Consider the following 13,446-nt stretch of genomic DNA (forward strand, 5'->3'; position numbering starts at 1 on the left):
ATCATAGCTAGCCAAGGATCACCTCCCGCAGGCTCTTGTCATTCATGGCCGTTGCTGTCGGTCCGACAACAACGGGCAACTCTGCATCCTGAAATTCGAACGGCGCAGTTTCTCGCTTCAGTTTAAAGGCTCGGTCGGCCAGATACAACTTGTTGGCGACATGCAAGTCTTCAGGAACGCGCTGACCGTTTGCCACGTAGTACAGATTCAGTTTTTGACGGATGACAACGTCGAGCACGTTGCCGATGGTCGCCGCTTCATCGAGTTTGGTAATGATGCAGCCGGCCAGGCCGTCAACGGAGTAGGCGCTCACGACTTCATTGAGCGTGCCGCCGGTCGCGGTTGCATTGAGGCAAAGCAGGCGCTTGATCTCGGTGCCTGCGCCGGACAGCATGGCCGCCTGTTCGGCGACCATCTGATCGCGCTGGCCCATGCCTGCCGTATCGATTAGGACAGTATGTTTGCCGCGCAGTTCGTCCAGCGCGATACGCAAATCGGCTTCGTCTTTCACCGAGTGCACCATGACGCCCAGAATCTTGCCGTAAATGCGCAGTTGTTCGTAGCCGCCGATACGGTAGCCGTCGGTCGTAATCAAGGCCAGCTTGCCCGGACCGTGACGCATTACGCAACGCGCCGCCAGCTTGGCCGTCGTGGTCGTTTTGCCAACACCGGTCGGACCGACCAGTGCATAGACGCCGCCCTCTTCCAGCAATTCGTTTTCATTGGCCATGGTCATCAGATTCTTGGCCAGTACCGACTTCACCCAGAACATTGCATCCTGCGACTTCGGATTTTGCGGCAGGTTTTCGGTGATCAGACGCGACAGGCTGGCGCTGAAACCGGCTGCCAGCATTTCACGCATGATCGCCGCCTTGGCCGGCTCGCGCTTTTGCGTGCCGCCCCAGGAGATTTCAGCCAGTTGCGTTTCGAGCACGCCGCGCATGGAACGAATTTCCGTCATCACGTCGGACAGAATTTCATCGTAATCCTTGCCGTCGAATTCGGCCATGACGGGCGACTGCTTGGGACGCTGTGCAGACGGCGACGATGATGCAGGACGTTGCTGCGCAACGGTTTCTTGCTGTTCCTTGGCGCTGGCGCGCGCAGCATTGCGGGTGCGCCATACGCGCGCTTCAGCCTGCGCGGCGCTGTGCTCGATGGCGCTCGACTCGACGCGAAGTCCTTGAGGTTGTTCGGGGCGACGCGGCACGGCCGCCTGCGGCTGCGGCGGCTGCGCGGGAGGTCGTCGCACAGCCGGGCGCGGCATCGCGTCCTTGGCCATGGCCGGCACCACCAGCGAAGACATGTCTTCGTTTGCCATCGCCAGAATCTCGACACCGTCTTCGATATTGCGATTGGAGAGGATGACCGCATCGGGACCAAGCGCTTCCCGAACCTGGCGCCATGCATCGCGCGACGAACCTGCAATAAATTTTTTAACGTTCATGCTTGCCCTCCAACTAGGCTGGTAACTTTAATCGTTTTCGAATCAGGAACTTCAGCGTGCGAAAGCACCCGGAGCTGCGGCATTGCGCGTCGCAGGAAGCGCGACAGCAATGCCCGTAACGGAGCCGGGACCAACAATACCGGGGTCAAACCCAATTGCTCTTGATGACGTGCTGCATTTTCTGTCTGCGTAATCAGTGCATCGGCCAGACCCGGCTCGATGCCGCCGCCATCCTGGCCGCTTGCCTGCATCGCCTGCATCAGCAGCCGTTCGAGCTTGCTGTCGAGCGCCATGACGGACAACTCTTCTTCGGTCGGGAAAATCTGCTGTATGATCGCGCGGCCCAATGCAATACGCACGATCGCGGTAAGTTCGTTCGGCTCCTGCACCCGCCCCGCATTCTCGGCCAGGGTTTCGATGATAGTCCGCATGTCGCGAATATGCACGCCTTCGATGAGCAGGTTTTGCAACACTTTCTGTACCGTGCCCAGCGGCAACAGCTTCGGCACCAGATCTTCGACCAGCTTCGGCGCGTCCTTGGCGATATGGTCGAGCAACTGTTGCACTTCCTGGCGTCCGAGCAATTCGGCGGCATGCAGCGTGATGAGGTGATTCAGGTGAGTGGCGATCACCGTACCGGTATCGACCACCGTGTAACCCATGGTCTGCGCCATCTCGCGCATGCCGCTTTCGATCCAGACCGCGGGCAGGCCGAAGGCCGGATCGCTCGTCATCAGGCCCGGCAACGGTCCGGTCACCATGCCTGGATTGATCGCCAGGAACTGGCCGAAAGTAGCTTCGCCCTTGCCGATTTCCACGCCCTTCAAGGCAATGCGGTAGGCAGATGGCTTCAGTTCCAGGTTGTCGCGAATGTGTACAGGGGGCGACAGGAAGCCAACTTCCTGCGCGAATTTTTTGCGAATGCCCTTGATGCGGCGCAGCAGTTCACCGCCCTGCCCCTTGTCCACGAGAGGGATCAGGCGATAGCCGACTTCCAGGCCAAGCGTGTCGACCGGCAGAATATCCTGCCAGGTCGCCTCTTCGATTTCGGGAGCGACGGCAGTCGGCGCCGGCATTTCGGTCTGGACGGCTGCTTCCTGAATACGCTTGCTGATCGCATAAGCCGTACCGGCCAAGATGCCCGCCAGCAAAATGAAAGCGATGTGCGGCATGCCCGGGATCAGGCCCATGCCGCCGATGATGATGGCCGTCAGATAGAGCACTTCCGGCTTGGCGAACAATTGGTTGATCAACTGGCCGCCGACATCCTGGTCGTTGGCCACGCGGGACACCACGACACCGGCTGCGGTCGAAATGATCAGCGAAGGGATCTGCGCCACCAGGCCGTCACCGATAGCCAGCAAAGTGTAGTTCTTGAGCGCCATGTCGAACGCCAGATCATGCTGGATCATACCGACGACCAGACCGCCCACGATGTTGACGACGGTGACGATAATGCCGGCGACGGCGTCGCCGCGCACGTACTTGCTGGCGCCGTCCATCGCGCCGTAGAATTCTGCTTCCTGGGCGACTTCCTTGCGGCGCGCACGCGCTTCGGGTTCACCGATCATGCCGGCGTTCAAGTCGGCGTCGATCGCCATCTGTTTACCCGGCATCGCATCCAGGGTAAAGCGTGCGCCCACTTCGGCGATACGGCCGGCGCCCTTGGTGACGACGGTGAAGTTGATGATCGTCAGGATGATGAACACCACGATACCGACGGTGTAGTTGCCGCCGATCAGGAAGTGGCCGAAGGCTTCGATCACTTTACCCGCGGCATCAGGCCCGGTGTGGCCTTCTGTCAGCACGACGCGCGTGGAAGCGACGTTGAGCGACAGTCGCAGCATCGTGCTGACTAGCAGCACGGCTGGAAAAGCCACGAAGTCCAGCGGTTTGACGGTGTACAAGGCCGTCAGGAGGACGATGACCGACAGCGAGATGTTGAAGCTGAACAGGATATCCAGTGCAAACGCCGGCAGCGGCAGCACCATCATCGCCAGCATCATGACGATCAGGATAGGCGCCGCCAGCGCCTTGGTGTGCTTTACCGGCACCCAGGCCGGCATTTTCATGCTGCTGATATTATTGAAATTCATCGTGCTGCCCTAGCGCGAATGGCAGCGATTGCAGCCTTGCGTTTGTACAAAGGATCGTCCATTTCTTTCGGCACATTCAGATCATGCGGCTCTTCCGGCCGGACACCGCCGCCTGCGCTATAGGTACGCAGCTGGAAGATGTAGGCCAGCACTTCAGCCACGGCGGTATAAAGCGCTTCTGGAATTTCGTCGCCGATTTCGGTGTGGTAATGCAAGGCGCGCGCCAGCGGCGGCGCCTCGAGAATAGGCACTTTGTGCTCGCGCGCCAGTTCGCGGATCTTCGCGGCCACCGCTTCGGTGCCCTTGGCCACGACGGTCGGCGCAGACATCGAGCCTTCGCTGTACTTGAGTGCAACGGCATAGTGCGTCGGGTTGGTCACCACGACGTCGGCAGTCGGCACGTTGGACATCATGCGGCGACGTGCAGCGGCGCGCTGCAGTTGGCGAATCTTGCCCTTGATTTGCGGATTACCGTCAGATTCCTTGTGCTCTTCCTTGACTTCCTGGCGGGTCATCTTCAGCTTGCGGTTGTAGTTCCACAGCTGATAAGGCACGTCGAAGGCGGCGATCACGATCAATGCGCACACCATCATCATGAAACTGCTCCACAGCAGATGAGGCATGTGGCTGCTGCTGCTCTCGAGCGACTCGACGCTGAGATTGAGCACTGCGTCGATATGGCTCTTCATGGCCAGCCAGGCAACCGTGCCGACCAAAACGGTCTTCAAAATCCCTTTGCCGAGCTCGACCACCGAATTGAGGGAGAACATGTTTGTGAATCCGGAGATCGGATTCATGCGACTGAACTTGGGAACCAGCGAGCCGCTGTTGAACAGCCAGCCGCCGAGAATCAGCGGCGACGCCACTGCCGCCAGCGTCATCATGAAGGCAATCGGGATCATCGCCACCGCGATTTCCATGAAATGCCCGCTCAGATGATTGAACAGCAGCACGGGATCGTAGGCCATCTCGCGCTCGAACGTCATGGTGGAGACCATGATGCGGTTCAAACTGGTGATCAGGGGACCGGTGAACATCCAGATAGTACTGCCGCCGATCAGCAACGTGACGCACGTAGCCATCTCGCGCGAACGCGGCACATCGCCTTGCTCACGAGCTTTTTCAATGCGTTTGCTCGTGGGCTGTTCGGTCCGTTCCTGTTCGCTATCTTCGGCCACTGCCGCTCCCCTGTATTGCTGCTTTCCGCTTGTAAGGACGGAATTTTGAGACTATCAGGCAGAATTATTGGCGACGGAGGCCTTGAATCATCGCGGGAATAAGGGGCGAAACGCCCCGTATTTCGGGGGAGGAAAAGCACGCCGAATCTGCCTTCAGAGGGAGATGGCAGAATCAACGGAGGGAGAAATCCGCACCGGACTGTGAATTTACTTCCAGCCCGGTGAGATTTGTTGCAGAAAATTAACCAATAAACAACATGAAAGCCGGCTTAAAAACCGAGGCTTTCCAGCAAATCGTCCACCTGGCTCTGATTGGCGATGACATTCGTGCCGGTCGGATTGATCTGCGGCCCATTGAGCAAACCGCTATCTTCACGCTTGGCTTCCGGCGGGGAATAATCGACCAGCAGCTGCACCAGTTGACTCTCGATGTCATGCGCCAGCGCCGTGACGCGCTTGATGACCTGCCCGGTCAGGTCCTGAAAATCCTGCGCCATCATGATGTCCAGCAGTTGCTGCTTGGTCAGGCTGACGTTTTCGCGCGTGGAACTCAGGTACTGCTGGGTTTTCTCCGCCATGGCGCGATACGCCTCTTCGGAAAAGCCGGCTTCGGTGACGGCTTTCCATTCTGCCGCAAGACTGCTTGCGCCATCGCCGATGGCGTCCTGCATCGGGCCGGCGGTCTCCGTCGCGTTCAGTACGCGCTGCGCAGCCTTCTCGGTCATCATCGCCACATATTCAAGGCGATCACGCGCATCGGGCATGTCGCTCGCGGCTTTTTCCAGCAGACGGTCAAAACCCAGACCACGCAGATTGTCGTGCAAGCTGCGCGTCATGTGACCTATGCGGACCAGAAACTGATCTTGCTGATCAGCCCCCGGATGTGCCGTTTCCGCTCCCGGAGATACCGCTCCTTGGGATGCCGTGTCCACGTTAGCCTCCGGCATCCAGCTTTTCGAAGATCTTGCCGAGCTTTTCATCCAGTGTGGCCGCCGTGAACGGCTTGACGACGTAGCCATTGGCGCCCGCTTGCGCAGCGGCAACAATGTTTTCCTTCTTGGCTTCTGCGGTCACCATCAGAACAGGCAGCTTCGACAACGCCGGATCTTTACGGATTTCCTGCAACATGGTCAAACCGTCCATGTTGGGCATGTTCCAGTCGGAAACCACGAAGTCGAACTGGTCGCTGCGCAACTTGTGCAGCGCCTGCACGCCATCTTCGGCTTCATCCACGTTGGTGTAACCCAGCTCTTTGAGCAGGTTCCGGACGATGCGGCGCATCGTGGAGAAATCGTCTACAACGAGAAACTTGGTATTTGGGCCTGCCATGACTATTACTCCATTGATTCAAAACAATTGTTGACGATAACGACACTAATACAGCGAAACTTGAGGCCCTGCCCTATAAAACTCACCACCTACTACCAAGCATCCAATTCCGCAATTGGCTGCATGGTACTCGAACTACACACGTAATGCACGGCTGCCATGTTCGGCAAGATAGCTCATCACCCGGCCCGGCATGGCCTGCAGGGACAATACTTCATGTGCGCCGCCGACGGCAATCGCCTCGCGCGGCATGCCGAACACGACGCAGGAAGCTTCATCCTGCGCGAAATTGTAGGCTCCGGCATTGCGCATTTCCAGCATGCCGAGTGCGCCATCCTTGCCCATGCCGGTCAAAATGACGCCCAGCGCGTTCTTGCCCGCACACGCCGCCGCCGAATTGAACAGCACGTCAACCGACGGCCGGTGACGGTTGACCGGCGGCCCCTGGTCGAGCTGAGTCATGTAGTTGGCGCCGCTGCGCACCAGCTTCAGATGGGAATGGCCCGGAGCAATATAGGCGTGACCAGGCAAGATACGCTCGTTGCCGGCGGCTTCCTTGACCGAAATCTTGCACAGGTTGTCCAGACGCTGCGCGAACGAGCGCGTAAATCCTTCCGGCATATGCTGGGTAATCAGAATGCCCGGGCAATCCGACGGCATCCTGATCAGAAATTCCTTGATTGCTTCGGTGCCGCCGGTGGAAGCGCCGATGATGATCAGTTTTTCGCTCGACAACAGCGGATTGCGCATCTGCGGCAGCGGTTCGCCGCCCGCCGCCTTGTTCGCGTCCGGATGTGAAATCGCGCGAGGACGAATGCTGGCTTTGGACGCCGCGCGAATCTTGTCGGCGATCATGTCGGTGTATTCCTGCATGCCGCTCTGGATTGAAATCTTCGGCTTGGTGACAAAATCGACCGCCCCCAATTCCAGCGCGCGCAGCGTAATCTCCGAACCGCGTTCGGTCAGCGACGACACCATCACGACCGGCATCGGCCGCAGGCGCATCAGCTTTTCGAGGAAGTCGAGCCCGTCCATGCGTGGCATTTCGACGTCCAGGGTCAAGACATCAGGATTGGTTTGCTTGATCAAATCGCGCGCGATGATGGGATCCGGGGCCACGCCCACGACCTCCATATCTGGTTGGCTGCCGATGATCTCCTTCATGACGCTACGGATCAATGCCGAATCGTCAACGATCAATACTTTTATTTTCATACGATCAGTACTTTCCAGAAACTTGCCTCTGCGCATGCGCGCAAAAGCCTATGAACCATTGTACAACCCACCCTGCGGTGAGCAAGCCAGACTTTAAAACAAGTCGACTTCGCCGCCAACCGGTTTTGTGACCAGCCTGCTGGCGTAATCCTGTTCGCGATTCACCAGCGTATTGTTATGCAGTTGCTTGAGCTTTTTGACCAGCACCTTGCCGGTGCGTGGAAAAAAATACACCTTGCGCGGCCAGATGTCGTTGAGATCTTCGGCCACGACGCGGATATTTTCCGCTTTCAGATAATCGCGCACAAACTGCGCGTTGCGCTCGCCGACATTGATCGCGATGAAGCCGCGCAATACATTGCCGCCGCCAAACACTTTCGCTTCCAGGTTTTCACGCCGCGCGCCCGCCTTGAGCACGTCGTTGATCAGAATTTCCATGGCATAGGTGCCGTAGCGCATCGATGCCGAAATCGGGCTGTCGCCATCGCCGCTGTCAGGCAGCATGAAATGGTTCATCCCGCCGATGCCGGTGACGCGGTCGCGGATGCACGCCGACACGCACGACCCCAGCACCGTGACGATCATCATGTCCTTGTGCGTGAAATAGTATTCGCCAGGCAGTATCTTCGCTGCGTCGCAGTCGAAGGTACGGTCGTAATAAACGTTGGATGCGAATTGATCCTGACCTTGGGGGTTCATGATTTATTTCCCCACCTTGCGTTGTGACGCAGCATTGAGTTCGTAGACAGTCTTGCCTTTTAACTTCAGCGCGTCGGAAACGTACAGGAAATTTTCCGAATGCCCCGCAAACAGCAGCGCATGCGGCTTCATCAGCGGTACGAAGCGCGACAGAATCTTGCTCTGCGTCGGCTTGTCGAAATAGATCATCACGTTGCGGCAAAAAATCACGTCGAACGGTCCCGTCACCGGCCAGCCTTCTCCCAACAGGTTCAATTGCTTGAAGGTGATCATCTTCCGCAGCTCCGGACGCACGCGGACATAACCTTCCTGGTTGCCCTTGCCGCGCAGGAAGAATTTCTTCACGCGCTCGGGCGAGAGCTTGTCGATGCGTTCCATCGGGTAGACGCCATTGGCGCCGGTCGCCAGCACATTGGTGTCGATATCGGTGGCGATGATCTGCGCCGGCGGCGTCAGGCTGCCGTAGGCTTCGCACAGCGTCATGGCGATCGTGTAGGGCTCTTCGCCCGTGGAAGCGGCTGAACACCAGACCGTGACCGGCTCTTTCAATGTCTTGACGAAATCCGCCAGGATGGGGAAATGATGCGACTCGCGGAAGAACGACGTCAGATTGGTCGTCAGCGCATTGGTGAAGGCTTCCCACTCATCCGCGTCGCCGCCCCGCTCCAGCAGGTCCAGGTATTGCACGAACGAGGCGATGCCGGTCGCGCGCAAACGCCGCGCCAGCCGGCTATAGACCATTTCCTGTTTGCTTTCCGCCAGAGCGATGCCCGCACGCTTGTATATCAGGTCCCGGACCCGGTCAAAATCACGATTGGTAAAATCGAACTCTTTGACAGAATCAAGCCTATTCTGTGGCGCAGGTTTCAAGTTGATTTTCCTTTTCTATTCCGGCCTGCCCGATTCTGAGACAGATACCCCCGTTGTCGAATAGTCTATCAACCTGCCCTGCACGGTCAAGCTGTTCAAGCCGAAATCTGGCGCACCAATCCCTTGCTGTTCTCGGTCTTGTTCGCAGCGGTTAGCTGCTTAGACGGCTTTCCTGATGCCGTTTTGACGGTTTGCGCCGCGGCGGCGACGTTAACCGCAGCTGCCGGCACGGCCTCCTCGGCCTGACTGGAACGATAGCCGACGCGAAAACCGCCCCAATGCTTGCCGTTGACGTAAATCGGCACCGACAGGTCGTGCATGACTTCGCCGGTATCGCGTTTGTAGGTCTGCAGGAGGAAGGGCTTTGTATTCGCCCCGCAACGCTTTCCGGTACGATCGCTGAAAATGCGCTTGGTGCGGTTGTTCACCAGATCGGTGTCGTAGTCCCCGGTCAGCGGTTTGGAAAACTTCTTGTTGTGCGTCGGAAAGTATCCGTTGTTGTCGACCGCGCCGGCATAAGCCAGTTGCGGCATCGCCTCCAACAGCCCCTCCTGCACATCCGGCAGTACGCGATCGGTGAATGCGTCGAACTGGGTCGTGTGCTTGGGCGGATTGGTATTGGGAACCGGTTTGTAAGTGCGATCGAACAGCGCCGTCTCGGCAATGCGCCCGGCCGCAATCGCCTCCTCAAACAATTTGCCGATGCGCCTGGCGGTCGCGGTCGCGGCCTTCTGAATCGCATCGTGCTGCGTCTTTGCATTGCCTTCGGCAAGGGCGTCATAGACCAACTCGGCGCGTTCGGACAAAGCCATGGCCGATGCGGCCACGCGCGGCAATTCGATATCGGTCGCCAGCATGCCGTCGCGAATTTTCAGAATGGCCTCGGCAATCCGATGCGTGGTTGCCACGTGCTCGCGCGAGGCGCGGGCGATCTGCTGAATTTCTTCTTCGGAGACGCCGGCCGAACGCTCGATGTTGCCAAGGAAACCATGCACCCGTTCGACATTTTGCGACGCCTCCTGCACTTTGACGCTCAGCGCCTGCATGCCGCCGGCGGCGCGCTCCGCTTCTTCCGTGATGGAGCGCACCATCGCGCCGATGTCGTCGGTCGCCTCCTTGGTGCGCTGCGCCAGCTGGCGCACTTCACCGGCCACGACCGCAAATCCCCGACCATGTTCGCCTGCGCGCGCCGCTTCGATTGCGGCATTCAACGCCAGAAGATTGGTGCGCGCAGCGATTTCGCTGATCACTTCGGTGATGCCGTGAATGCGCTTGGATTTTTCCTGCAGCGCCGACATCATCGCCGACGCATTCTGCGCATCGTGACGGGCTTTGCTGATCTGCGCCAATCCCAGATCCACCTCGGCGCGACCGGCGACGCTTTCCGTGCGCACGTCGGCAGCGACCTTCGAGGCGCGCTCGGCATTGGCCGCAATTTGTTCGGTGGTGGTGGCGTTCTGCTCGGAACCGGCGACGATGCCGTTGGCCGCCTGCACGTCCTGACCGATCTTGTTTTTGATGGAATCCACAAAATACGAGGTCTCTGCCGCGCCGATCATGATGTGATCGATTTCTTTGCCGATCTTGTCGACGAAGCTCGCGCCGTCCGGAGTGGCGCCGCTTCTACGCACCAGACTGGACAAGATCACGGCCACCGTCACCGACAGCAGCGCCTGCCACAGCGCTGACAGCGGCAACGCCGATGCATTGAGCCCGGCAAACACACCGCCACCGGCGGCGACGGGAATCACCACCGTCGTCAATATCGCCGTCAACATATTAGGCGCCCGCGACAGCACCCTGCTTTTCCTCTGGAACATACGGCAGTCTCCTCACAGTATTTCCGCCTCTCCCGGTTTGCTTTGCATTTTCTGGCGGGATGGCAAGTACAGATATCGTCCGAACAACTTGTTTAAAGGGAGATCCGAATACGCCGCACCGTTCGCCCTCGGTTTCTCTCGGTTTCTCTCGGTTTCTATTTATGCGATCCGGCGTCCAGCCTCCTCCCATTTTGAGGGCAGCTTACAAGGGATAACTTACGTGTAACTTATGCCGGAACGGCCAATGCCGGATTCTGCCGACCATGCGTTCCCGCCTGGCAACCACCATCTTTATATACCTGTTGCACCATACCTGCCGGTAGGCAACTGCCGGCAAAGGCCGGCGAAAACGTCGGAAAGGGAAATGAGAAATGAGAAATGGAGACCCGGGGCCCGGAAAAGGAAAAGGGTCACAAGCAAAGCTTGTAACCCTTTGATTTCTTTGGTCGGGACGGTGTGATTCGAACACACGACCCCTTGCACCCCATGCAAGTACGCTACCAGGCTGCGCTACGCCCCGACAAGCCGGCAATTATAGCAGAGCAGAATTTGTTTTGTCTCTGCCAACATTCGATACTGTTGATGAAACAGCGATGCCAAACGCCGGCAAACCCATATGCCATCAGATCTTGAGGCCTTCCTGCACGGCGTCTTTCAGCTTTTTCGTTACCGGATCCGGCTCCTGCAACCCCAGATTCCGGGAGCGCAATTTGTCGCGGATCAGGCGGAATGCATCGACGTCCAGCATCGGCGACAAGCCGTTTCCCTGCTGTTTCCGATGACGCAGTGATTGTGGCGCCGGCTGCTCCGGCACAGGCATCGCCGCCACTGCAGTGGCCAATGCAGCGAGCCCGTCCGCCAGTCGCGTCGCCGCATCCGACAAGGTCACTGCGTCAGTCAAGGCGCCCGGCTTGCTTTCATCGGCGGGTGCTGTCTTGCCGCCAGCCGCACTCGTCTCGTAGACGGCATTCTGCACATTGGCGCTCGCATCAATCTTCATGTCATATTCATTCCGCATTCGCATCCACCAATTAACGGGTACGGGCGTCAAATCTTTAACAAACCGGTATCCGACAAGCATGCCTCGCGGTCCCGCTGAATCAATGTGGTAACAGTAATTGCGTCAAAAGTTTGTCCGCGTCACAATACTTCGCATGTTGGCGGTGCATCGCCGGCGCAATGACAGCCAGGTTTTTCAATAATCGGCGCGGACTCCGCCTGATCGACCATTTGAAGGAACGAGCCAGATGACAGGTGAGGAGCTCCCGGACGATGCCGAACTGACCGATGCACAGCGGTTCCAGCTGGCGGTCTCTTCGATTCGCGACTATGCGATCTACATGCTGGATAGCGAGGGCAACGTCACCACCTGGAACAGCGGGGCCGAACGCTTCAAGGGTTACACCGAGCAGGAAATTCTCGGCACCCACTTCTCGCGCTTTTACACCAAGGAAGATCGCAAGGCCGGCGTGCCGGCGCGCGCCCTGCGCATCGCCGTCACGGAAGGGAAATTCGAAGACGAAGGCTGGCGCGTGCGCAAAGACGGATCGCGTTTCTGGGCCAGCGTCGTCATCGATCCGATCACCAAGAAAAACGGCGAACTTATCGGCTTCGCCAAAATCACCCGCGACGTCACCGAAAAACGGGAAGCCGCTGCGGCACTGGCGCAAGCCAACGCCGCCTTGTTCCAATCGCAGAAGATGGAAGCATTGGGCAAACTCACCGGCGGCGTGGCGCATGATTTCAACAATCTGCTCGCGGTCGCCTCGAGCGGCATCGACGTTTTGACTGCCCAGCATCCGGAACTGCAGGGCTCGCGCACGCTTGAGAGCATGCGCCGCGCCATCTCGCGCGGCGCCAATCTGACCCAGCAGTTGCTGTCGTTTGCGCGACAGCAGCCGCTGCAGTCGGAAGAGCATGACCTGAACGCATTGATCAACGATTTCGAATCGGTGTTGCGGCGCGCGGGCAACTCGTCGATTCGGTTCCAACTCCAGATCGACTCCGGCGTCATTCCCGTCAAGATCGACGCCGCGCGGTTTGAAACGGCCTTGCTCAATCTTGTCGTCAACGCTTCCCAGGCCATGCCGGAAGGCGGACAACTGGCGATCAGCACCAACCGGATTCGCCTGAAAGAAAAGGCCGTCAATCATCTGGCGGCCGGGCTCTATGCCGAGATCCGCATATCGGACACCGGTATCGGCATGACGCCTGATGTCATCGCGCGCGCCTTCGAGCCCTTCTTCACCACCAAGCCGCCGGGCGAAGGAACAGGACTCGGCCTGAGTCAGGTCTATGGCTTCATCACGCAATCGGAAGGCGACGTGGTCATCTCCAGCGAGGCCGGAGTTGGTTCGACTTTTGCCATCTACCTGCCGCTGGTGGAGAGCAACGCAGTGAAAGAAAGCAATGAGGCGCGTCTCGACATCGAGACCGTACTGATCGTCGACGATCAGCTGGATTTACTGGAAGTCACGGCCGAGCTGTTCCGCACGCTCGGCTACGAAGCCCTCACCGCCACCAGCGGCGCCGAAGCGCTTGCAGTGCTGGAACGCACCGCGGTCGACATCCTGTTCAGCGACGTAGTCATGCCCAACAGCATCAGCGGGGTGGAACTGGCCCGCCTGACCCGCGAACAATATCCGGACACCAAGATCATCCTCGCTTCGGGTTATCCGCTGCCCGGACTGAATGCCGCACAGGGCAACATGTATGGTTTTTCCTTCCTCAACAAGCCCTACCAGTTGTCGGATCTGGCCAGGACCTTGCGCCGCAAAGCCTGAAACGGAGCG

General features: G+C 58.6%; 11 protein-coding genes and 1 tRNA gene. 1 reads left to right on the forward strand and 11 read right to left on the reverse strand.

What is annotated here, in order from left to right; genetic code table 11:
* Positions 1–7 precede the first annotated feature (7 nt).
* From flhF to PMI16_RS19395, 11 genes are all read right to left on the reverse strand, one after another.
* Entirely contained in the window at positions 8–1,447 is a 1,440-nt protein-coding gene (gene flhF, locus PMI16_RS19345) for a flagellar biosynthesis protein FlhF (protein WP_007882631.1), read from the reverse strand.
* The gene (flhA, locus tag PMI16_RS19350; protein ID WP_007882632.1) at positions 1,444–3,543 is read right to left on the reverse strand and encodes a flagellar biosynthesis protein FlhA; all 2,100 of its coding nucleotides are present in this window, start codon (positions 3,541–3,543) and stop codon (positions 1,444–1,446) included. The genes flhF and flhA overlap by 4 nt, the downstream gene beginning before the upstream one ends.
* Positions 3,540–4,721, reverse strand: a complete 1,182-nt coding sequence (gene flhB, locus PMI16_RS19355) for a flagellar biosynthesis protein FlhB (RefSeq protein WP_007882636.1) — start codon at positions 4,719–4,721, stop codon at positions 3,540–3,542. The genes flhA and flhB overlap by 4 nt, the downstream gene beginning before the upstream one ends.
* Before the next feature lie 269 nt (positions 4,722–4,990).
* Positions 4,991–5,668 carry a protein phosphatase CheZ gene (gene cheZ / locus PMI16_RS19360; protein ID WP_034381309.1) on the reverse strand — a complete coding sequence of 226 codons (678 nt, stop codon included), beginning with the start codon at positions 5,666–5,668 and terminating at the stop codon, positions 4,991–4,993.
* Positions 5,655–6,050, reverse strand: a complete 396-nt coding sequence (gene cheY / locus PMI16_RS19365; protein WP_007882640.1) for a chemotaxis response regulator CheY — start codon at positions 6,048–6,050, stop codon at positions 5,655–5,657. Before cheY ends, cheZ begins: the two co-directional genes overlap by 14 nt.
* A 135-nt stretch (positions 6,051–6,185) precedes the next feature.
* The gene (locus PMI16_RS19370) at positions 6,186–7,265 is read right to left on the reverse strand and encodes a protein-glutamate methylesterase/protein-glutamine glutaminase (protein ID WP_034381310.1); all 1,080 of its coding nucleotides are present in this window, start codon (positions 7,263–7,265) and stop codon (positions 6,186–6,188) included.
* Positions 7,266–7,358: 93 nt separating this feature from the next.
* Entirely contained in the window at positions 7,359–7,964 is a 606-nt protein-coding gene (gene cheD / locus PMI16_RS19375; protein WP_007882644.1) for a chemoreceptor glutamine deamidase CheD, read from the reverse strand.
* Between the two features lie 3 nt (positions 7,965–7,967).
* The gene (locus tag PMI16_RS19380; RefSeq protein ID WP_007882646.1) at positions 7,968–8,834 is read right to left on the reverse strand and encodes a CheR family methyltransferase; all 867 of its coding nucleotides are present in this window, start codon (positions 8,832–8,834) and stop codon (positions 7,968–7,970) included.
* Positions 8,835–8,929: 95 nt separating this feature from the next.
* Entirely contained in the window at positions 8,930–10,612 is a 1,683-nt protein-coding gene (locus PMI16_RS19385; RefSeq protein ID WP_443134900.1) for a methyl-accepting chemotaxis protein, read from the reverse strand.
* Between the two features lie 485 nt (positions 10,613–11,097).
* A tRNA-Pro gene (locus tag PMI16_RS19390) sits at positions 11,098–11,174 on the reverse strand.
* Between the two features lie 102 nt (positions 11,175–11,276).
* Complete coding sequence (locus PMI16_RS19395) at positions 11,277–11,654, reverse strand: hypothetical protein (protein ID WP_034381313.1); 378 nt, start codon at positions 11,652–11,654, stop codon at positions 11,277–11,279.
* Between the two features lie 247 nt (positions 11,655–11,901).
* On the opposite strand from PMI16_RS19395, the gene PMI16_RS19400 reads away from it, so the two are divergent.
* Positions 11,902–13,437 (forward strand): PAS domain-containing sensor histidine kinase, encoded by a 1,536-nt coding sequence (locus PMI16_RS19400; RefSeq protein WP_007882652.1) that lies wholly within the window; start codon positions 11,902–11,904, stop codon positions 13,435–13,437.
* Positions 13,438–13,446 lie beyond the last annotated feature (9 nt).

It is taken from the genome of Herbaspirillum sp. CF444, assembly GCF_000282135.1.
Taxonomy (GTDB): domain Bacteria; phylum Pseudomonadota; class Gammaproteobacteria; order Burkholderiales; family Burkholderiaceae_D; genus Herbaspirillum.

What these genes read in the sequence shown, in the direction of transcription:
- flhF (WP_007882631.1), bottom strand. Translation starts at nt 1,447, where the DNA reads ATGAACGTTAAAAAATTTATTGCAGGTTCGTCGCGCGATGCATGGCGC.
- flhA (WP_007882632.1), bottom strand. Translation starts at nt 3,543, where the DNA reads ATGAATTTCAATAATATCAGCAGCATGAAAATGCCGGCCTGGGTGCCG.
- cheZ (WP_034381309.1), bottom strand. Translation starts at nt 5,668, where the DNA reads ATGCCGGAGGCTAACGTGGACACGGCATCCCAAGGAGCGGTATCTCCG.
- cheY (WP_007882640.1), bottom strand. Translation starts at nt 6,050, where the DNA reads ATGGCAGGCCCAAATACCAAGTTTCTCGTTGTAGACGATTTCTCCACG.
- PMI16_RS19370 (WP_034381310.1), bottom strand. Translation starts at nt 7,265, where the DNA reads ATGAAAATAAAAGTATTGATCGTTGACGATTCGGCATTGATCCGTAGC.
- cheD (WP_007882644.1), bottom strand. Translation starts at nt 7,964, where the DNA reads ATGAACCCCCAAGGTCAGGATCAATTCGCATCCAACGTTTATTACGAC.
- PMI16_RS19385 (WP_443134900.1), bottom strand. Translation starts at nt 10,612, where the DNA reads ATGTTGACGGCGATATTGACGACGGTGGTGATTCCCGTCGCCGCCGGT.
- PMI16_RS19395 (WP_034381313.1), bottom strand. Translation starts at nt 11,654, where the DNA reads ATGAAGATTGATGCGAGCGCCAATGTGCAGAATGCCGTCTACGAGACG.
- PMI16_RS19400 (WP_007882652.1), top strand. Translation starts at nt 11,902, where the DNA reads ATGACAGGTGAGGAGCTCCCGGACGATGCCGAACTGACCGATGCACAG.